The organism is Streptomyces sp. NPDC057428 (genome assembly GCF_042803195.1).
Classification (GTDB): Bacteria; Actinomycetota; Actinomycetes; order Streptomycetales; family Streptomycetaceae; genus Streptomyces.
Genome location: NZ_JBHVCT010000074.1, coordinates 1 through 19,423 on the forward strand (window position 1 = coordinate 1; position 19,423 = coordinate 19,423).

A 19,423-nucleotide genomic window follows, 5' to 3' on the forward strand; every position below is an offset into this window, starting at 1 on the left:
GGCGACGCGCCCTCGGGCACCCGATCCGGCGACGGACGGCACCGCCCCCGCAGCACCAGAGTGATGCTGCGGGGCATCGGACCATCCAGGCCGGATCGGGTGCCCGAGGGCATGACGAAACCCGCCCACCCGTCACGGAGCGTGCACACGATGCACGTCGCCGAACGGGGACCAACCAGGGAACGCGGGGGACCAGCGCATCCAAAACCGTTCGGGATGCGCGCAGTGCCGGGCAGTGGGTCCAAGGCTCACTCCTGCTCACTGATTAGGAACGGTCAGCGCGGCAGCGTCGCGGGGCTGCCGCCGTTGGCCTCGTAGCCCGCGACGGCCAGGGCCCGGTACACCGTGTACTCGGCGGCCGGGTCGGGGTTCTCGGTCCAGGGCAGCGCGCCCACGTGGCCGTCGATGTGGACGAGTTGGTGCACGGCCTCCGACCAGCGTTCCATGCGGACGAGGAAGAGGACGAGCAGATGACGGACGTGGGCGAGCACGGGGTCGTCGGCCCGCGCCGAGTGCACCGCGAACATCGCACCGTCGACCGCCTTCGTCACGACGGCGCCCTGGTAGAAGCCCCGCACGAGGTTGACCTCGGGCAGGTGCTCGTACAGTGCGAACAGCGGCAGTGCGGCGAGCAACGATCCCCGCGGGGCACGGGCGGCGGCCGCGGTGGCGAAGCGGTCGGCCTCCTCGCGGGAGCCGTGCCACTTCTCGCACCAGAAGTGCAGGGCCGCGATGTGCGCGCCCATGTGCGCGGGCGCACGGTCGATGACCTTCGCCCAGACCTGGTCGAACTGCTCGTGAGAGTAACCCAGTCCACGGGCCACGGCCAGCTCCACGATGTACGGGACCGGGTCGCCCGGAGCCAGCAGGGCGGCCTCGCCGCAGACCGTGCGGGCCTCCTCCAGGATGATCCGGAAGTCGTCGGTGCCCACGGTGCCGGTGCGCCAGGCCTGCTGCACCAGGAACTCCGCGTGCACTGCCGCGCCGCCCGCGTCCTTCGGGGCCTCGGCCCGCCAGGCGCGCAGCCACGCCCCGCCGGTGCCGGGCTGCCGGGCCAGCTCCAGCGACGCCGCGCCGGCGAAGGCCTGCACCCGCTGCCAGCGGATCTCGCTCTCCTTGGGTGTGCCCGCCAGCAGCTGCGAGGCCGCCCGCCAGGCTCCTGTCCCCTGCACGACGGCCAGGACGTCGAGGAGGTCCTGGTCCGGCCCTGGCATCCGGACGTCCAGCTCCTCCTGGCGCGCGAAGCCGTAGTCCTGCGGGTCGGCGGCGTCGGGCGAACCGGGCGCGACCTGGCGGATACCGCCACGGCGCCGCAGCAGATACGGACCGATGACGGCGCCGAGCAGGCACAGGGCGAGCAGGAACCACAGAATCTCCATGCGGTCCATTGTCCCCGGACGGGCATGCGGACGGCGAGTGGCCCGTAACGGCCCTTCCGACGAACTACGCTCGGGCCCCATGAGCGACCAGCACAGCTTCGAGACCCTTGCGATCCATGCCGGCAACACGGCGGATCCCCTCACCGGCGCCGTGGTCCCGCCGATCTACCAGGTGTCCACGTACAAGCAGGACGGCGTCGGGGGCCTGCGCGGCGGCTACGAGTACAGCCGCAGCGCCAACCCGACCCGCACCGCACTGGAGGAGAACCTGGCAGCCCTGGAAGGCGGCCGCCGGGGCCTCGCCTTCGCCTCCGGCCTCGCCGCCGAGGACTGCCTCCTGCGGACCCTGCTCACGCCCGGCGACCACGTCGTCATCCCGAACGACGCCTACGGCGGCACCTTCCGGCTGTTCGCGAAGGTCGTCTCGCGATGGGGCGTGGAGTTCTCGGTGGCCGACACCTCGGACGTCAGCGCGGTGCGGGCGGCGATCACCCCCCGCACGAAGGCGATCTGGGTGGAGACACCGTCCAACCCGCTGCTCGGCATCACGGACATCGAGGCCGTCGCCGGGGTGGCCAGGCAGACCGGCGTACGGCTGGTCGTCGACAACACCTTCGCGAGCCCCTACCTCCAGCAGCCGCTGGCGCTCGGTGCCGACGTGGTGGTGCACTCCACCACCAAGTACATGGGCGGGCACTCGGACGTCGTCGGCGGCGCGCTCGTCGTGGGCGACCCGGAACTGGCCGAGGAACTGGCGTACCACCAGAACGCGATGGGCGCCGTGGCCGGGCCGTTCGACGCGTGGCTGGTGCTGCGTGGCATCAAGACGCTCGCCGTCCGCATGGACCGCCACGACGAGAACGCCACCAAGGTCGCGGACCTCCTCACCAGGCACCCCAAGGTGACACAGGTCCTCTACCCGGGTCTGCCCGAGCACCCGGGGCACGAGATCGCCGCCAAGCAGATGAAGGCGTTCGGCGGCATGGTCTCGTTCCGCGTCGCAGGGGGCGAGGAGGCGGCCGTCGAGGTCTGCAACCGCGCGAAGCTCTTCACCCTCGGCGAGTCGCTCGGCGGCGTCGAGTCGCTCCTGGAGCACCCCGGCCGCATGACGCACGCTTCCGCGGCGGGTTCTCCGCTGGAGGTGCCGGCCGACCTGGTCCGCCTGTCCGTCGGCATCGAGAACGCCGACGACCTGCTGGCCGACCTGACGCAGGCGCTCGGCTGACGCGACGTCCTGAGGCGGGCGGGACAAGCCGCCGCCCACCGCAGGACAAGCCCGTACGGCCGCACTCCGGCGGCCGTACGGCGCGCGTACCGGTCAGACAGCGACCTTCTCGTCCTCGAGCGACGCCCGGATCTGTTCGCGCAGGTCCGGGCTGTCCGTGTGCTCGTGGACCGACACCGCGTGCTCGGTGGCTGCCCGGACCACCTCGTCCTCCTCACCGGAGATGGTGAGCGAGCAGTCCGAGACGCTCGGGTACTTACGGCAGTCGGCGATCTTCCGTGTCATGACGGCCTCCTCGGTGTACGAGTTCAGGCCCTTCCAGGATAGATCCGCCCGGCGCCGCGGACAGCCCTGCGGGCGGGCCCGGGCCGCGGGGAGGGCCGGTCAGCCCTCCTGGACCGGCTGGTGCGCGGCCTGCCGTGCGGCCAGCGAGCCGTTGAAGCGGGTCAGCAGGGCGCAGAACGTGTCGCGCTCCTCCTCGCTCCAGCCGTCCGTCACCTGGAACATCAGCTCACGCCGCGAGGCACGGACCTCCTCCAGCCGCGACTGGCCGCGCGGCGACAGCTGCAGCACGACGGCGCGCCCGTCCTCCGGGTGCGAGGTCCGCTTGACCAGTCCGGTGTCGACGAGCGGCGCCACCTGGCGGGTCACGGTCGAGGAGTCGATCCCCATGCCCGCGGCCAGCGCCTTCACGCCCATGGGGCCTTCCACGTCGAGCCGGTTCAGCAGCAGATAGGCAGCGCGGTCCATCGAGTTGCGGACCTGGCCGACACCGCCGAGGCGGGTCTGCTCGGCACGTCGGGCGAAGACGGCCACCTGGTGCTGAAGAGCGTCGAGAAGGTGGTCCGTTCCCGGATGTCCGGGGGCCGCGCCCCCGGAAGGAGACGCAGCAGTCGTCATGTCCTGAGGGGGCATGGCCGGGGGCTCTCTTCGTGCGGTGTCGGATGGGTGGGGGACAGAGTACGCGGCCACGGGGCAACGTGTACCAGCGCTGCACAAACCTGTGGACACCACCTCAGGCCGCCATGGGACGCGACGGCTCCCAGGGCTCCGAGCTGCGAGACTTGCCGTCATGACCTTCCGTACGTCAGCTCCCTTCCCGCCTCTGATCCTCGACGACGTCCGGGGGGCCCAGAAGATGCTGTCCGGAGTGGCCAGAACGACGGCGATGGAGGGCAGCCGGCACCTGACGTCGCTCGTCGGGGGACCGGTCCACCTCAAGTGCGAGAACCTGCAGCGGACCGGTTCGTTCAAGCTCCGGGGCGCGTACGTGCGCATCGCGGGCCTCACCCCGGTCGAGCGGGCGGCGGGAGTGGTGGCCGCCAGTGCCGGAAACCATGCGCAGGGTGTCGCACTGGCGTCCTCGCTGCTCGGCGTACGCTCAACGGTCTTCATGCCCGTCGGCGCCCCCCTGCCGAAGGTCGCCGCCACCCGTGACTACGGCGCCGAGGTCCGGCTGCACGGCCAGGTCGTCGACGAGACGCTGGCCGCCGCCCAGGAGTACGCCGATGAGACCGGCGCCGTCTTCATCCACCCCTTCGACCACCCCGACATCATCGCGGGCCAGGGCACCGTGGGCCTGGAGATCCTCGAACAGTGCCCGGAGGTCCGCACGATCGTCGTCGGCATCGGGGGAGGCGGTCTCGCGGCGGGCATCGCCGTCGCCGTGAAGGCGCTGCGACCCGACGTCAGGATCGTCGGTGTCCAGGCGGCCGGCGCGGCCGCCTTCCCGCAGTCACTGGCCGCCGGCTACCCGGTGGCGCTCGACCAGGCGCAGACCATGGCCGACGGGATTAAGGTGGGGCGCCCCGGTGACCTCACGTTCCCGCTGATCCGCGAGCTGGTGGACGAGGTCCGCACCGTCTCGGAGGACGAGCTCTCCAGCGCCCTGCTGCTCTGCCTGGAGCGCGCGAAGATGGTCGTCGAGCCTGCGGGGGCGAGCCCGGTCGCGGCGCTGCTGAGCGATCCGGAGGCATTCCGGGGCCCGGTCGTCGCCGTGCTCTCGGGCGGCAACGTGGACCCCCTGCTGATGCAGCGCATCCTGACCCACGGTATGGCCGCCGCGGGCCGCTACCTCAGCCTGCGGCTGCGGCTCACCGACCGTCCGGGCGCCCTCGCCACGCTGCTCGCGAGCCTCTCCGCCGCGGACGCCAACGTCCTCGACGTGATCCACGTGCGGACCGATCCGCGGCTCGGACTCACCGAGGCCGAGGTGGAGCTGCACCTGGAGACCAAGGGGCCCGAGCACTGCGAGGAGGTCACCGCCGCCCTGCGCGCCGCGGGGTACCTCCTGGTGTCCGCCTGAGGGATGCTCCGGGCCCGGGCGCGGGCTCCCGAAGAGAACCGGAAAAAACCGGTTGTCGGTCGCGATGTATCGCGTTAACGTGCACCGCCGAGCAGTCCGGTCCTCCCGCCGAGGGAGCACCCGCGTCTCTAGGACCTGCTCCGCAAGCACCCGAACCAACTGGGGGAATCCCGTATGCCAGGCGCCATTTACGCCGAAGGTCTGGTGAAGACCTTCGGCGATGTACGAGCACTGGGCGGAGTCGATCTCGACGTGCCCGAAGGTACGGTCCTCGGCCTGCTGGGGCCCAACGGCGCCGGCAAGACGACCGCCGTCCGCGTCCTGACGACTCTGCTCCAGCCGGACAGCGGACAGGCCGTCGTCGCCGGCATCGACGTACTGAAGCACCCCGACCGGGTGCGCCGCTCGATCGGCCTCTCCGGCCAGTTCGCGGCCGTCGACGAGTACCTCACGGGGCGCGAGAACCTCCAGATGGTCGGGCAGCTCTACCAGATGAGTGCCCGCGACGCGAAGAAGCGGGCCGTGCAGCTGCTGGAGCGGTTCAACCTCGCGGACGCGGCCGACCGCACCGCGAAGACGTACTCCGGAGGCATGCGGCGCCGCCTCGACCTCGCGGCGGCGCTCGTGGTCTCCCCGCCGGTGATGTTCATGGACGAGCCCACCACGGGCCTCGACCCGCGCAACCGGCAGCAGCTGTGGGAGGTCATCCAGGAGCTCGTCGCCGGGGGTACGACGCTGCTGCTCACCACGCAGTACCTGGAGGAGGCCGACCACCTCGCCCACAACATCTGCGTCATCGACCACGGCAAGGTGATCGCGCGCGGCACCTCCGACGAGCTCAAGGCCCGCACCGGAGGCGAACGCGTCGAGGTCGTCGTCCACGAGTCCGACCAGATCGACCCCGCCCGCTCGGTCCTCGCCACGTACGGCAAGGGCGAGATCTCCGTCGTCGAGCACACCCGCAAGCTGACCGTGCCGGTCATCGGCGGGGCCAAGCTGCTTGCCGAGGTCATCCGCGACCTCGACACACACGGCGTGGAGATCGACGACATCGGGCTGCGCCGGCCCACCCTCGACGACGTCTTCATCTCGCTCACCGGCCACGCCGCCGAGCTGGAGAAGAACGGTCAGGACGCATCGACGACCGAGGCCGCCCAAGGCCCGAAGGAGGACGGCCAGTGACCACCGTCACGGATACGCCGGCCGTAGCGCCGCTCAAGTCCCGGGGGGCGATCGGCCAGTCGGTCGCCGACTCCCTCGTCGTCGCCAAGCGCAATCTGATCCGCATGGCCAGGATCCCCGAGATGGTGATCTTCGGCCTGGTGCAGCCCATCATGTTCGTGGTGCTGTTCACCTACGTGTTCGGCGGCTCCATCAAGGTCGGCAGCACGATCTCCAGCACGGACTACAAAGAATTCCTGATGGCCGGGATCTTCGCCCAGACCGTCACCTTCGCCACCGCCGGAGCCGGCGCGGGCATCGCGGACGACATGCACAAGGGGCTGATCGACCGCTTCAGGTCGCTGCCGATGGCCCGGGGCGCCGTCCTCACCGGACGTACCCTCGCCGACCTCGTCCAGACCGCGCTCACGCTCGTCGTGCTGGCCGGTGTCGCGCTGATCATCGGCTGGCGGACCCACGAGAACCTGGGCAAGGTGCTGCTCGGCTTCCTGCTGCTGCTCCTGCTCGGCTACGCGTTCTCCTGGATCGGCGCGCTGATCGGACTCGTCGTGCGCACCCCGGAGGCGGCTACCTCCGGCGGACTGATCTGGCTCTTCCCGCTGACGTTCATCTCGAACGCCTTCGTGGACGCCAACCAGATGCCGACGGTCCTGCGCTACATCGCCGAATGGAATCCCTTCAGCGCCACCGTGCAGGCCTGCCGCGAGCTGTTCGGCAACCTGCCGCCGGGCTTCGTCACCCCCGACGCCTGGCCGATGCGGCACCCGATCCTCGCGTCGGTGCTCTGGTCGGTCCTGATCGTCGTGGTCTTCCGCACCCTCGCGGTCCGGAAGTACCGCTCGGCCACCGCCTGACGCGGCGTGCGACGGAGCCCCGGCCGCTCAGGCCGGGGCTCCGTGCGTGCTGAGAGGATCAGCCCTGGTACGGCTTCGCAGAGATGATCTTCACCGCGGCCTTCTTGCCGTTCGGGAGCTCGTACTCCGCGTCGTCGCCCACCCGCTTGCCGTTGACACCCGTACCGAGCGGGGACTGCGGGGAGTAGGTCTCGATGTCGGTGCTCGCGTACTCGCGGGAGGCGAGCAGGAAGGTGACCGTGTCGTCCGGGTCGCCGTCGAAGGCGATCGTCACGACCATTCCGGGCTCGACCACGCCGTCGTCGGCAGGGGCCTCGCCGACCTTCGCGTGCTCCAGGAGCTGGGTCAGCTGGCGGACCCGGAGCTCCATCTTGCCCTGCTCCTCCTTGGCGGCGTGGTACCCGCCGTTCTCGCGGAGGTCGCCCTCCTCACGGGCCGCCGCGATCTTGACGGAGATCTCCGTGCGCGCGGGACCAGACAGGTACTCCAGCTCGGCCTTGAGCTGGTTGTACGCCTCCGGCGTGAGCCAGGTGACGTTATCGCTGGTCTGGGTCACAGGGTGCTCCTCGTCGGTGCTGGGAATACAAAGCAACGCCCTACCCCAAGCATGCGCTGCCGCGGGTGGGCGAAACAACGAGCCTAACAATTCCGCGCGAAAAGGGGGAGAAGGTAAATCGTCACACGCGCGTCCGCCCAGGTCGGCGGGGGCGCGCGGGCCTCAGCGGCGGCGCGCGCCTTCCCCTGCCGTCAGCTGTCGGCGGTGCACGCCAGCAGCTCCACCGCGGTGGCCCGCGAGGTGGTGCGCAGGGTGAGGACCCTGTCGATCCGGTCGGCGCGCTCGTCGAAGCGGAAGTCCGCGCGCCCCACCTCCGCGCCGTCGTCGCTCAGGGCCCGGAGAGTGCAGTGGCCGTCGGCGTCGCGTTCCTTGCGGACCTCGAGATGGGCCTCGGCCCGGCCGTCCGAGACGACCTTGAACTTGATCAGCTCGGCGCTGATGTCCTTGCCCGCGATGTAGTCGTAGCCGAACCAGCCGATCATGGCGAGGAACGCCGTACCGAGCACCGCGCCGGCGATCCTCAGCTTGCGGTCCGCGCGCTGGTCCCGGGACCGGCCGTAACGCCCCTCGGGCAAGGCCTCGCGCACCGCTGCCATGATCATTCCTCCTGTACGGAATTTTCCGCCCCCGGGTTCAGTCACTATAGAAGCCGACCAACGAGACCAATCACTGAGGACCGAGTCTTGACCGAGCAGCTGAGACTGATGGCCGTTCACGCCCACCCCGACGACGAGTCGAGCAAGGGCGCGGCCACGATGGCCAAGTACGTGTCCGAGGGGGCGGACGTCCTGGTCGTCACCTGCACAGGGGGCGAACGGGGATCCATCCTGAACCCGAAGCTCCAGGGGGACACGTACATCGAGGCGAACATCCACGAGGTTCGCAAGAAGGAGATGGACGAGGCCCGGGAGATCCTCGGCGTCAGGCAGGAGTGGCTCGGGTTCGTCGACTCCGGGCTGCCCGAGGGCGACCCGCTGCCGCCGCTGCCCGAGGGCTGCTTCGCGCTGGAGGACGACGAGAAGGCTGCGGAGCGCCTCGTCGCGGCGATCCGTTCGTTCCGGCCGCAGGTGATCACCACCTACGACGAGAACGGCGGGTACCCGCACCCCGACCACATCAAGACCCACACGATCTCGATGATCGCCTTCGAGGGTGCCGCGGACACCGAGAAGTACCCCGAGGCGGAGTTCGGCCCGGCCTGGCAGCCGCAGAAGCTGTACTACAACCAGGGCTTCAACAAGCCGCGCACGCTCGCCCTGCACGAGGGTCTCCTCGCCCGTGGGCTGGAGTCCCCGTACGGTGAGTGGCTGGAGCGCATGAAGGAGTTCGAGCGCGCCGAACGCACTCTGACCACGTACGTCCCGTGCGCCGAGTTCTTCGAGATCCGCGACAAGGCGCTGCTCGCGCACGCCACGCAGATCGATCCGGACGGCGGCTGGTTCCGGGTCCCGCTGGACGTCCAGCGGGAGATCTGGCCGACCGAGGAGTACGAGCTCGCCAAGTCGCTGGTCGACACGTCCCTCCCCGAGAGCGACCTCTTCGCGGGCATCCGCGACAATGCCTGATATGTACGCGACCCAGGCACTGACGCAGCTCGTTCCGTTCGCCGCCGACGAGCTCGACAAGAACAAGGTGACTCCCGGCGTCCTCGGCTTCCTCGTCTTCGCGGCGCTCGCCGTGGGGGTGTGGTTCCTGATGAAGTCGATGAACCGCCACATGGGCAAGGTCGACTTCGAGGAGGCCCCCGAGCCGGAGACCGCCGGCGGGAAGAAGCGCGCCGCCGCCAAGGGCTGACCGGACGGGGCCGCGTACGGCCCCGCCCGCCGGCCTCTCAGGGGCGCACCCCCACCGGCACCCCCATCACCTCACGGGCGTGCCGGGACGGGGTCAGGCCGAGGCGCCAGGCCTGCCAGCCGTCGTCCAGGTCGATCCCGCGGTTCAGGACGACCTGGAACGCCTCCGCGCAGCTCTCCAGCTTGCCGTCGCGCAGCGGGTGCGCGGCTGCCAGCAGGTCGGCCAGCTCCTGCCGGGCCACCGCCGTGCCCACCTCGCTGCCGCCCGGTGAGGCGTAAGGCAGCAGCGTGCACCGCAGGAACGCCGCCCAGTCGCCGCCCCGGACGTCCCCGTACGAGGCGAACAGGGTGACGGCATCCCCGCACAGCTCCAGCGCCTGCGCCGCGCGGTCGTTGCCGCCGTCGATCAGCGCCAGGTCCAGGCAGGTCCACGCCTCCCCGTGGGGTACCCCGATCCGGCGGAAGTCGGCCCGGGCGTCCGCGAGCAGCTGGCGGGCGAAGCCGGAGTTGCGCAGGTTGCCGGTCTGCGCGGCCCGCTGGTCGCGGGTCACCCGGCCGGAGTGGTGGCGGGCGCACGCCAGGCCGTACACGTCCCGCATCCGGGAGAACATCGTGCGGGCCCGCTCCAGCTCCCGTACCGCCTGATCGGTGTCGCCGTCCTCCTCCAGGGCCTGCCCCAGGTAGTAGCGCGTCCACGCCTCGCCCCGCGCGTCCTCGTTGCCGCGGTGCCGGGCGAGTGCCCCGCGCAGCTGCTCCACGGCCGGGGCTGTGCCGCTGTCCCCATCCATCAGCCGGGCGCGTCCCAGCTGGGTCAGGGCCCAGGCCTCCCCGCGTTCGTCCCGGGTGCGGCCGTACAGGTCGAGCGCCGTGGTCAGCTCCTCCTCGGCGCGGGCCACCTCGCCCAGGCGCAGGCAGACCTGGCCGAGCTGGAAGTGGGACCAGGCCTCACCGTGCAGCGACTCGCCCTCGCGGTGCAGGGCCAGTGCGGCGTCCAGCAGAGCCATGGCCTCGGGCAGATCGGCCCGGTCGCGTTCGACGGCGGCCAGGGCGTGCAGCGACCAGGCGCGGTCCTCGGCCTGCTCGGGCGAGGCCTGCAGGTCGAGCGCCTCGCGCAGCCGGGCGGACGCCTCCGTCAGATTGCCCTGGTGGTGCAGCGTGATGCCGAGCGAGCACAACGCCAGGGCGGCGCCCGCGTCGTTCTGCGCCTCGCGGTAGAGGCCGACGACCGAGGACAGCGTGGTGCGGGCCTTGTCGAGCTCGCCGAGCTGCCGGGCCGCGATGCCCGTACGCCACTGGACCGACCGCTCCAGGAGCCCCTGGTCGACGGCCTGCGTCAGCTCACTGATCTCGCCGAGCCGGTAGAGGTCCCCGCGCAGCAGGCAGTAGTCGCAGAGCGCGCCCAGCAGGTGGAGCACCGCCGCCTGGTCGACGCCCTCCGCGTGCCGCAGCGCCGAGGTGATGAAGCTCGACTCGTCGTCCAGCCAGCGCAGCGCCGCGTCCAGCGAGCTGAAGCCGTGCGAGCCGAACTGCCCGGCTCGGGTGGACATCTTGCCGTCCACCATGCGGATCACCGCGTCGGCGAGCTCGGCGTAGTTCTGGATCAGTCGCTCCTGCGCCGCGGTACGGTCCGCCGCCGGCTCCTCGTCGAGCAGGCGGGCCTGGGCGAAGTCCCGCACGAGGTCGTGCAGGCGGTAGCGCGCGCCCCGTACGTGGACCAGCAGCCCTGCCCCGGCCAGGGAGTCCAGCAGCCGGCCGGCCTCCTGCTCGTTTGACGACAGCAGCGAGGCGGCTGCCGCCGCGCCGAGGCTGGCGCGTCCGGCGAGCGCGAGCCGCCGCAGCAGCCGGCGGGCGGCCTCGGGCTGGTCCGTGTAGCGCAGCCACAGGGCCCGGTCGACGGGCGCGATGGGACCGTACGCGCCGAGGGCGGCGGCCAGTTCTGCCCGGCTCCGCGAACCCAGCGAGGAACCCGCTGTGCGCAGGGCGAGCGGCAGCCCGTCGCACAGCTCGATGACCGCCTCGGTGGACGGGTGGTCGTACGGGCCGCCCTCCTCGTCCTGCGCGGCCTCGCGCAGGAGTTCCTCGGCACCCGCCGCGTCCAGGGCGCCGACGGGCAGGTGGTGCACCCGTGCCGGGATGTCGTCCGGCAGGGCGAGCGGCTCGAGGGCGGTGACGAGGACGAGGCTGTCGGAGCGCTCGGGCAGCAGGGTCCGGACCTGCGCGGCGTCGGTGGCGTCGTCCAGGACGATCGTGACGGGGGTGCCGGTGAGGTGCTGGTGGTACAGCTCGCTCAGGCGCCGTACCTGCTGCCCGGCGGACGTCCTCTCGCGGAAGAGGAGCTGTTCGCGCGGTGCGCCCAGCCGGTTGAGGAGGTGGAGCAGGGCGTCCCGGGTCGACAGGGGGGCCTCCCCGGCCACAGCGCCCCGCAGATCGACCACGCACGCCCCGCGGAACTGGTCCCTGAGCGCGTGCGCGGCCCGTACGGCGAGCGTGGTGCGCCCGGAGCCCGGGGTGCCGTGCAGCACCACGACGGTCGGCCTGGTCTGCGTCGCGGCACGGGCGGCGTGCACCCACCGGGCGATCTCCGCCAGCTCGGCGCGGCGCCCCGCGAACGGGCCGTCCACCGCGGGCAGCTGGGCGAAGGACTGTTCGAGCAGGGACCGGGTCCGGGCGGCCGCGCTGCGGTCCCCGCCGCGCAGCTGCGCCACGACCGACGCGGTGGACTTCTTCGGCTGCCTGGTGGCCGCGGTCAGCACGCGCTGCTGGTCGAGGTACGGGCGGATGCCCCGAACCTCCAGCGCCGTCAGCCATTGCAGGCGCAGTTGTCCCGGCCCGCCCGGCTGGTTCAGTTCGCCGGCCCTCCGGTGCGCGGCCGGCCAATGCGACGCGGTCACCCGTGCCACCGTGGCCGCCGCCCCCGCGACGGCCACCACCGTGCCGGCCCCCGCGGCCAGTCCGGCGGCGGTGCCGAGCGCCAGGTCCGCACCGAAGGCGGCGGCGGCCGCAACGCCCGTCACGATCAGGGGGGTTGTCAGCGCCGCCCGGCTGAACCGTTCTGACAGGGGCTGCTTGTCCGCCTCGGCCGCGTCGAGCGCCAGTGTGTACGCGGCGTACTCCTCTGCCGCGCCGGCCGCCATGGCGTCGAGCGCGCCCCGCGCACGCGCCAGCAGGGCGCCCGAGTCCGTGCGTCCGCCCGTCCGCCGCGCTTCCTCCTCCACGGCACGTACCAACAGCCTTTCGGCTTCCGCCCGATGGCTGTCCCGCATGCGTCCCCCCCAGGGTTCCGGCGATTTCGCCGCGACCGGATGTCGTGGGCACCCAGTGTCCTGGGCGCGGCTCGTCAGCGCGAGAGAGCGAGGCGGTCAAGCGGCGGGGGATCCGGGTGCGCGAGGATTGGGGCATGGCCAACCGACTTGCGCAGACCACTTCCCCGTATCTCCTCCAGCACGCCGACAACCCCGTCGACTGGTGGCCGTGGTCGCCCGAGGCATTCGAGGAGGCCCGGAGGCGAGGTGTCCCAGTGCTGCTCAGCGTCGGCTACGCGAGCTGTCACTGGTGCCACGTGATGGCCCACGAGTCCTTCGAGGACGACACCGTCGCGGCCTACCTCAACGCGAACTTCGTGCCGGTGAAGGTCGACCGCGAGGAGCGCCCCGACGTCGACGCCGTCTACATGGAAGCCGTGCAGGCCGCGACCGGCCAGGGCGGCTGGCCGATGACCGTCTTCCTGACCCCGGACGCCGAGCCGTTCTACTTCGGGACGTACTTCCCGCCCGAGCCCCGCCACGGCATGCCCTCCTTCCACCAGGTTCTCGAAGGGGTGGTGGCCGCCTGGACCGACCGGCGCGACGAGGTCGCCGAGGTGGCCGCGCGGATCGTGGGCGACCTGGCGGGCCGCTCGCTGTCCCCGGCCGGAGCCGGCGTGCCGGGCGAGGCGGAACTCGCGCAGGCACTGCTGCGGCTGACCCGGGACTACGACGAGAAGCACGGCGGATTCGGCGGCGCGCCCAAGTTCCCGCCGGCCATGGTCATCGAGTTCCTGCTGCGCCACCACGCCCGCACCGGCGCCGAGGGCGCCCTGCAGATGGCCGCGGACAGCTGCGCCGCCATGGCGCACGGCGGGATCTACGACCAGCTCGGCGGCGGCTTCGCCCGCTACTCGGTGGACCGGGAGTGGGTGGTCCCGCACTTCGAGAAGATGCTCTACGACAACGCCCTGCTGTGCCGCGTCTACGCCCACCTGTGGCGGGCCACCGGCTCGGACCTGGCCCGCCGGGTCGCCCTGGAGACCGCCGACTTCATGGTGCGTGAACTGCGGACGGCCGAGGGCGGATTCGCCTCCGCGCTCGACGCGGACAGCGAAGACGCGCAGGGGCGGCACGTCGAGGGCGCGTTCTACGTCTGGACGCCCGCGCAGCTGCGCGAGGTGCTCGGCGAGGAGGACGCCGCCTTCGCCGCCGGGTACTTCGGGGTGACCGACGAGGGCACCTTCGAGGAGGGTTCCTCGGTCCTGCGGCTCGCGCGCACCGGTGAGGCGGAGCACGCCGAAACCGAGCGGGTCGCAAGCGTACGGGCCCGGCTGCTGGCCGCGCGCGAACTGCGGCCCCGCCCCGAGCGCGACGACAAGATCGTGGCGGCCTGGAACGGACTGGCGGTCGCCGCGCTCGCCGAGACGGGTGCCTACTTCGACCGCCCGGACCTGGTCGAGCGGGCCACCGAGGCCGCCGATCTGCTGGTGCGGGTGCACATGGGGGACGCCGCCCGGCTGTGCCGTACGTCGAAGGACGGCCGTGCCGGGGACAACGCCGGGGTCCTGGAGGACTACGGCGACGTCGCGGAGGGCTTCCTCGCGCTCGCCTCGGTCACCGGTGAGGGTGCCTGGCTGGAGTTCGCCGGCTTCCTGCTGGACATCGTGCTGGAGCGCTTCACCGGCGAGGGCGGTCAGCTGTTCGACACCGCGGACGACGCCGAGCAGTTGATCAGGCGTCCCCAGGACCCCACCGACAGCGCCACCCCGGCGGGCTGGACGGCCGCGGCCGGCGCGATGCTCTCGTACGCCGCGCACACCGGCTCCGAGGCGCACCGCACGGCGGCGGAGGGGGCGCTGGGCGTCGTCGGGGCGCTCGGTCCCAAGGCGCCCCGGTTCATCGGCTGGGGGCTCGCTGTCGCCGAGGCGCTGCTGGACGGTCCGCGCGAGGTGGCGGTGGCCGGCCCCGTCGCCGGTGAGCTGCACCGGACGGCGCTGCTGGGCCGGGCTCCCGGGGCGGTCGTCGCGGCGGGCGAGGTGCCCGAAGCCGCCGCCGAGTTCCCGCTGCTGGTGGACCGGCCGCTGGTGGGCGGCGCGCCCACGGCGTACGTCTGCCGTCACTTCGTCTGCGACGCGCCGACGACGGACGCGACCGAACTGGCCGCGAAGCTCGGCGGCTGACGCGGCTGACGCGGCTACGTTGAAGGGCCCGGCCGTGTGGCCGGGCCCTTCGACGTGCGGGGAGACCCCTCAGCCGTGCTGGTAGGCCACCAGCGAGATGCCGACGTAGTGCACGATGAACGCCGCCAGGGTGAGTGAGTGGAACACCTCGTGGAAGCCGAACCAACGGGGCGACGGGTTCGGCCGCTTGATGCCGTATATGACGCCGCCCGCGCTGTAGAGCAGTCCGCCGACGACGACGAGGACCAGCACCGCGACGCCGCCGGCGCGCATGAAGTCCGGCAGGAAGAAGACCGCGGCCCAGCCCATGGCGATGTAGCACGGGGTGTAGAGCCAGCGCGGGGCGCCGACCCAGAACACGCGGAAGGCTATTCCGGCCGCCGCGGCCCCCCAGACCGCCCACATGAGCGGCCGGCCGGTGGAGTCGGGCAGCAGCAGGAGCGTCAGCGGGGTGTAGGTGCCCGCGATGATCAGGAAGATGTTGGCGTGGTCGAGCCGCCGCAGCACCGCCTCGCCGCGCGGGCCCCAGGTGCCCCGGTGGTAGACCGCGCTCACGCCGAAGAGCAGGCAGGCGCTGGCTATGTAGACCGCGCAGGCCACCCGCGCGCGGGTGCTGCCGGTCAGGGCGATCAGGGTGATGCCCGCTATCAGCACGGCCGGGAACATGCCGGCGTGCAGCCAGCCCCGCATCCGTGGTTTCACCGGGATGGGGTCGGTGAGCTCGACAGGTCCGGACGCGGCCGCTGCGGAAGTCATGTCCGCATGCTACCTACGCTTCCGTAGGTTTCCGATTCGAGTGGCGATGCTCACGTGTGCGGCCCTCTGGACATATGGGCGCGATGGTCGGATGATCAAATGAGTGCGGTCGGCACCGGATGAGCGCCAGGGGGATCGGCGGGGTCAGCATCCGGGTCGCAGCCCCCACGGGGCCTGACAACACACCCTCTGACTAGGAGCGATCGTGGCGCGCGACATCGCGGCTCCCCTCACTGTTCCCACCCAGCACCAGGAGCTCGCCTCCTGGGTAGACGAGATCGCTGCCCTGGCCGAGCCCGACCGTGTGGTCTGGTGCGACGGTTCCGAGGCCGAGTACGAGCGCCTGTGCGGAGAGCTCGTGGCCAAGGGCACCTTCACCGCTCTCGACCCGGTCAAGCGCCCCAACTCGTACTACGCGGCCTCCGACCCGACCGATGTGGCACGCGTCGAGGACCGCACCTTCATCTGCTCCGAGAAGGAGGAGGACGCGGGCCCGACCAACCACTGGAAGGCCCCCGCCGAGATGCGGGAGATCTTCGCCGGCCGGAACGGCGTCTTCCGCGGCTCCATGCGTGGTCGCACCATGTACGTCGTCCCGTTCTGCATGGGCCCCGTCGGCTCACCGCTCTCCGCGATCGGCGTCGAGATCACCGACTCCGCCTACGTCGCCGTGTCGATGCGCACCATGACGCGCATGGGCCAGGAGGTCCTCGACGAACTGGGCACCGACGGCTTCTTCGTCAAGGCCGTCCACACCCTCGGCGCTCCCCTGGAAGAGGGCCAGGAGGACGTGCCGTGGCCCTGCAACTCCACCAAGTACATCTCGCACTTCCCCGAGGACCGCGAGATCTGGTCCTTCGGTTCCGGCTACGGCGGCAACGCCCTGCTGGGCAAGAAGTGCTACGCGCTGCGCATCGCCTCCGTCATGGCCCGGGACGAGGGCTGGCTCGCCGAGCACATGCTGATCCTCAAGCTCACGCCGCCGCGCGGGGAGAGCAGGTACGTCGCCGCCGCGTTCCCCAGTGCCTGCGGCAAGACCAACCTCGCCATGCTGGAGCCCACGATCCCCGGCTGGACCGTCGAGACCATCGGCGACGACATCGCCTGGATGCGCTTCGGCGAGGACGGTCAGCTGTACGCGATCAACCCCGAGGCCGGCTTCTTCGGTGTCGCGCCCGGCACCGGCGAGCACACCAACGCCAACGCCATGAAGACCATGTGGGGCAACTCCGTCTTCACCAACGTCGCGCTCACCGACGACGGCGACGTCTGGTGGGAGGGGATGACCGAGGAGCTCCCCTCGCACCTCACGGACTGGAAGGGCAACGACTGGACCCCGGAGTCCGGCACGCCCGCCGCCCATCCGAACGCCCGCTTCACCGTCCCCGCCGGGCAGTGCCCGATCATCGCGCCGGAGTGGGAGGACCCGAAGGGCGTGCCGATCTCGGCGATCCTCTTCGGCGGCCGCCGCGCCTCCGCGGTCCCGCTGGTCACCGAGTCCTTCACCTGGCAGCACGGCGTCTTCCTCGGGGCCAACGTCGCCTCCGAGAAGACGGCCGCCGCCGAGGGCAGGGTCGGGGAGCTGCGCCGCGACCCCTTCGCCATGCTGCCGTTCTGCGGCTACAACATGGGCGACTACATGAAGCACTGGATCGAGGTCGGCGCCGACAAGGCGGACCAGTCCAGGCTCCCGAAGATCTACTACGTGAACTGGTTCCGCAAGAACGAGGCGGGGAAGTTCGTGTGGCCCGGCTTCGGCGAGAACAGCCGCGTCCTCAAATGGATCGTCCAGCGCCTGGAGGGCACCGCCGAGGGTGTCGAGACACCGATCGGCATCCTGCCGGCCAAGGGCTCCCTCGACACCGAGGGCCTGGACCTCTCCGAGCCGGACCTCGACTTCCTGCTGAACGTCGACAAGGAGGTCTGGCGTGAGGAGGCCGCACTCATCCCCGAGCACCTCAACACCTTCGGCGACCACACGCCCAAGGAGCTGTGGGACGAGTACCGCGCGCTGGTGCGGCGCCTGGGCTGAGAGCCTGTCCTCTGAGGCTCCTCGAACCCCGCGGCCGGGCCTCCGGCGTCCGCCCTGACCTGTGGGGGCCGACGGGCCGCCGCGGTACGGCACCCGGAGCCCGCTCACGGCTCCGGGTGCCGCCCTGTTCCCGGAGGCGGGGGCACGGCGCCCGTCGGCGCCCGTGGTGTGTGGCACCCGGTCCACGCGTCTTCCCGACCCGGGACCGGGGCCGTCAGGGGGTGCCGACCAGGGCGGCCGGTGCGGTGAGGCCGGACAGGGCGGCGGTGTGCGCGTCCATGGCCTCGGCCGCGAGGATCGCGACGGCCGTGTCGGCGCGGGACGCCGCTACGACGAGGGCCCGTCCCGCGAGTGCGTGCGCCCGGCGGTGCAGAGCGGCCAGGGGCGTGTCGCCGCGCCCGGCGTGCCGGGCGGGCGGGGCGCCGCGGAGCCGGGCCACCTGCTCGGCGATGCGGTCGCCCAGGAGGGCGGGATCCAGCTCGTCGGTGACCGCTAGGAGCGCGGCCAGATGGCCCGCGAGCTGGATGTCCAGCTCCTCCTCGCGCGTGCGGTGCGGGAAGCCGGCGTCGTCGGCCGGCGAGTGGACCGATTTCGTTCGGATCGGCTCGTACATGGATGGCCTCCTGGTGATGCAGTAGGACCATCCTAACTTGGATTCAGTCTAAAGTTGTGTGAGATCCGAGTGGGGGCGGAACTACGGCTGGCTGTAGCCGTCGAGGAAGGTGCCGATACGCGTGACGGCGTCGGCCAACTCCTGGACGGGAGGCAGGGTGACCACCCGGAAGTGATCCGGGTCGGGCCAGTTGAAGCCCGTGCCCTGTACCACCATGATCTTCTCCGCCCGCAGCAGGTCGAGGACCATCTGCCGGTCGTCCTTGATCTTGAAGACCTTGGGGTCGAGCCTGGGGAAGAGGTACAGCGCCCCCTTCGGCTTCACACAGGTCACGCCCGGGATCTGCGTCAGCAGGTCGTACGCCACGTCCCGCTGCTCCAGGATCCGGCCGCCGGGCAGCACGAGCTCGTTGATCGACTGGCGGCCGCCGAGCGCGGTGGCCACCGCGTGCTGCGCCGGCATGTTGGCGCACAGGCGCATGTTGGCCAGGACCGTCAGACCCTCGATGTACGAGGAGGCGTGCGCCTTCGGGCCGCAGACCGCCATCCAGCCGGAGCGGTACCCCGCGATCCGGTAGTTCTTGGACAGTCCGTTGAAGGTGAGCACCATCAGGTCCGGGGCGATCGCCGCCGTCGGGGTGTGGGTCGCGCCGTCGTACAGGATCCGGTCGTAGATCTCGTCGGAGCAGACGAGGAGGTTGTGGCGCCGGGCGATCTCCGTCAGCCCGCGCAGCATCTCGTCGTCGTACACCGCGCCGGTCGGGTTGTTCGGGTTGATGATCACGAGCGCCTTGGTGCGGTCGGTGATCTTCCGCTCGACGTCCGCGAGGTCGGGCATCCAGTCGGCCTGCTCGTCGCACCGGTAGTGCACGGCCGTACCGCCCGCCAGCGAGACCGAGGCCGTCCACAGCGGGTAGTCCGGGGCCGGGACGAGCACCTCGTCGCCGTCGTCCAGCAGCGCCTGCATCGACATCTGGATGAGCTCGGACACGCCGTTGCCCAGGTAGACGTCCTCGACGTCGAGGTCGATGCCCTTGGTCTGGTAGTGCTGCATCACCGCCCGGCGCGCGGACAGCAGGCCCTTCGCGTCGCCGTAGCCGTGCGCCCCCGAAAGGTTGCGCAGGATGTCCTCGAGGATCTCCGGCGGGCACTCGAACCCGAACGCCGCCGGGTTGCCGGTGTTGAGCTTGAGGATGCGGTGACCTGCCGCTTCGAGCCGCATGGCTTCCTCGAGCACGGGGCCGCGGATTTCGTAACAGACGCCGGAGAGCTTCGTGGACTGGATGACCTGCATGTCGGCGAGC

Annotated in this window: 17 protein-coding genes and 1 pseudogene; 9 read left to right on the plus strand and 9 right to left on the minus strand. The window is 71.4% G+C overall.

Annotation, left to right across the window (positions count from 1 at the left end; genetic code table 11):
* A pseudogene (locus tag ACFU5K_RS24115) lies at positions 1-269 on the plus strand (IS200/IS605 family accessory protein TnpB-related protein); the annotation flags it as partial.
* A gap of 6 nt (positions 270-275) precedes the next feature.
* Here the strand turns inward: ACFU5K_RS24115 and ACFU5K_RS24120 are convergent.
* The gene (locus ACFU5K_RS24120) at positions 276-1,379 is read right to left on the minus strand and encodes a hypothetical protein (protein WP_384065154.1); all 1,104 of its coding nucleotides are present in this window, start codon (positions 1,377-1,379) and stop codon (positions 276-278) included.
* Between the two features lie 79 nt (positions 1,380-1,458).
* Here ACFU5K_RS24120 and ACFU5K_RS24125 point away from each other — a divergent pair, with 79 nt between their 5' ends.
* On the plus strand, positions 1,459-2,604 hold the full coding sequence (locus ACFU5K_RS24125; RefSeq protein ID WP_384065157.1) for a cystathionine gamma-synthase: 1,146 nt from the start codon (positions 1,459-1,461) through the stop codon (positions 2,602-2,604).
* 93 nt (positions 2,605-2,697) lie between these two features.
* Here the strand turns inward: ACFU5K_RS24125 and ACFU5K_RS24130 are convergent, their stop codons facing one another.
* Entirely contained in the window at positions 2,698-2,889 is a 192-nt protein-coding gene (locus ACFU5K_RS24130) for a DUF1059 domain-containing protein (RefSeq protein ID WP_327115288.1), read from the minus strand.
* A 99-nt stretch (positions 2,890-2,988) separates the two neighbouring features.
* Positions 2,989-3,519, minus strand: coding sequence for a MarR family transcriptional regulator (locus ACFU5K_RS24135; protein WP_327115286.1), 531 nt, complete (start codon positions 3,517-3,519; stop codon positions 2,989-2,991).
* Between the two features lie 157 nt (positions 3,520-3,676).
* Between ACFU5K_RS24135 and ilvA the strand changes: the two genes are divergently transcribed.
* The 3 genes from ilvA (at position 3,677) to ACFU5K_RS24150 (ending at position 6,945) form a co-directional block, all read left to right on the plus strand.
* Positions 3,677-4,909: a threonine ammonia-lyase gene (gene ilvA, locus ACFU5K_RS24140; protein WP_384065160.1), complete on the plus strand. Its 1,233-nt coding sequence runs from the start codon at positions 3,677-3,679 to the stop codon at positions 4,907-4,909.
* Positions 4,910-5,083: 174 nt separating this feature from the next.
* A complete protein-coding gene (locus ACFU5K_RS24145; protein WP_384065162.1) occupies positions 5,084-6,091 on the plus strand; it encodes an ATP-binding cassette domain-containing protein in 1,008 nt (335 codons plus the stop codon).
* Entirely contained in the window at positions 6,088-6,945 is an 858-nt protein-coding gene (locus ACFU5K_RS24150) for an ABC transporter permease (protein ID WP_384065164.1), read from the plus strand. The genes ACFU5K_RS24145 and ACFU5K_RS24150 overlap by 4 nt, the downstream gene beginning before the upstream one ends.
* Positions 6,946-7,003: 58 nt before the next feature.
* On the opposite strand, the gene greA is transcribed toward ACFU5K_RS24150, so the two are convergent.
* Both greA and ACFU5K_RS24160 read right to left on the minus strand, forming a co-directional pair.
* Positions 7,004-7,501: a transcription elongation factor GreA gene (gene greA / locus ACFU5K_RS24155; protein WP_327115278.1), complete on the minus strand. Its 498-nt coding sequence runs from the start codon at positions 7,499-7,501 to the stop codon at positions 7,004-7,006.
* 191 nt (positions 7,502-7,692) lie between these two features.
* Positions 7,693-8,097 (minus strand): DUF4307 domain-containing protein, encoded by a 405-nt coding sequence (locus ACFU5K_RS24160; protein WP_384065166.1) that lies wholly within the window; start codon positions 8,095-8,097, stop codon positions 7,693-7,695.
* An 87-nt stretch (positions 8,098-8,184) separates the two neighbouring features.
* On the opposite strand from ACFU5K_RS24160, the gene mca reads away from it, so the two are divergent.
* Positions 8,185-9,066: a mycothiol conjugate amidase Mca gene (gene mca, locus ACFU5K_RS24165; RefSeq protein ID WP_384065168.1), complete on the plus strand. Its 882-nt coding sequence runs from the start codon at positions 8,185-8,187 to the stop codon at positions 9,064-9,066.
* A 1-nt stretch (position 9,067) separates the two neighbouring features.
* Positions 9,068-9,295: a hypothetical protein gene (locus tag ACFU5K_RS24170; protein WP_384065170.1), complete on the plus strand. Its 228-nt coding sequence runs from the start codon at positions 9,068-9,070 to the stop codon at positions 9,293-9,295.
* 37 nt (positions 9,296-9,332) lie between these two features.
* Here ACFU5K_RS24170 and ACFU5K_RS24175 read toward each other — a convergent pair whose 3' ends face one another.
* Positions 9,333-12,557, minus strand: coding sequence for a tetratricopeptide repeat protein (locus ACFU5K_RS24175; protein ID WP_384065172.1), 3,225 nt, complete (start codon positions 12,555-12,557; stop codon positions 9,333-9,335).
* A 134-nt stretch (positions 12,558-12,691) separates the two neighbouring features.
* Here ACFU5K_RS24175 and ACFU5K_RS24180 point away from each other — a divergent pair, with 134 nt between their 5' ends.
* Complete coding sequence (locus ACFU5K_RS24180; protein WP_384065174.1) at positions 12,692-14,719, plus strand: thioredoxin domain-containing protein; 2,028 nt, start codon at positions 12,692-12,694, stop codon at positions 14,717-14,719.
* A gap of 69 nt (positions 14,720-14,788) precedes the next feature.
* Here ACFU5K_RS24180 and ACFU5K_RS24185 read toward each other — a convergent pair whose 3' ends face one another.
* Positions 14,789-15,475: a hemolysin III family protein gene (locus ACFU5K_RS24185; RefSeq protein ID WP_384065176.1), complete on the minus strand. Its 687-nt coding sequence runs from the start codon at positions 15,473-15,475 to the stop codon at positions 14,789-14,791.
* Between the two features lie 205 nt (positions 15,476-15,680).
* Between ACFU5K_RS24185 and ACFU5K_RS24190 the strand changes: the two genes are divergently transcribed.
* Positions 15,681-17,507: a phosphoenolpyruvate carboxykinase (GTP) gene (locus ACFU5K_RS24190; protein WP_384065178.1), complete on the plus strand. Its 1,827-nt coding sequence runs from the start codon at positions 15,681-15,683 to the stop codon at positions 17,505-17,507.
* A gap of 214 nt (positions 17,508-17,721) precedes the next feature.
* Here the strand turns inward: ACFU5K_RS24190 and ACFU5K_RS24195 are convergent, their stop codons facing one another.
* Positions 17,722-18,120 carry a hypothetical protein gene (locus ACFU5K_RS24195; RefSeq protein WP_384065180.1) on the minus strand — a complete coding sequence of 133 codons (399 nt, stop codon included), beginning with the start codon at positions 18,118-18,120 and terminating at the stop codon, positions 17,722-17,724.
* An 81-nt stretch (positions 18,121-18,201) separates the two neighbouring features.
* Positions 18,202-19,413, minus strand: a complete 1,212-nt coding sequence (locus tag ACFU5K_RS24200) for a pyridoxal phosphate-dependent aminotransferase (protein ID WP_384065182.1) — start codon at positions 19,411-19,413, stop codon at positions 18,202-18,204.
* Between the last annotated feature and the right edge of the window lie 10 nt (positions 19,414-19,423).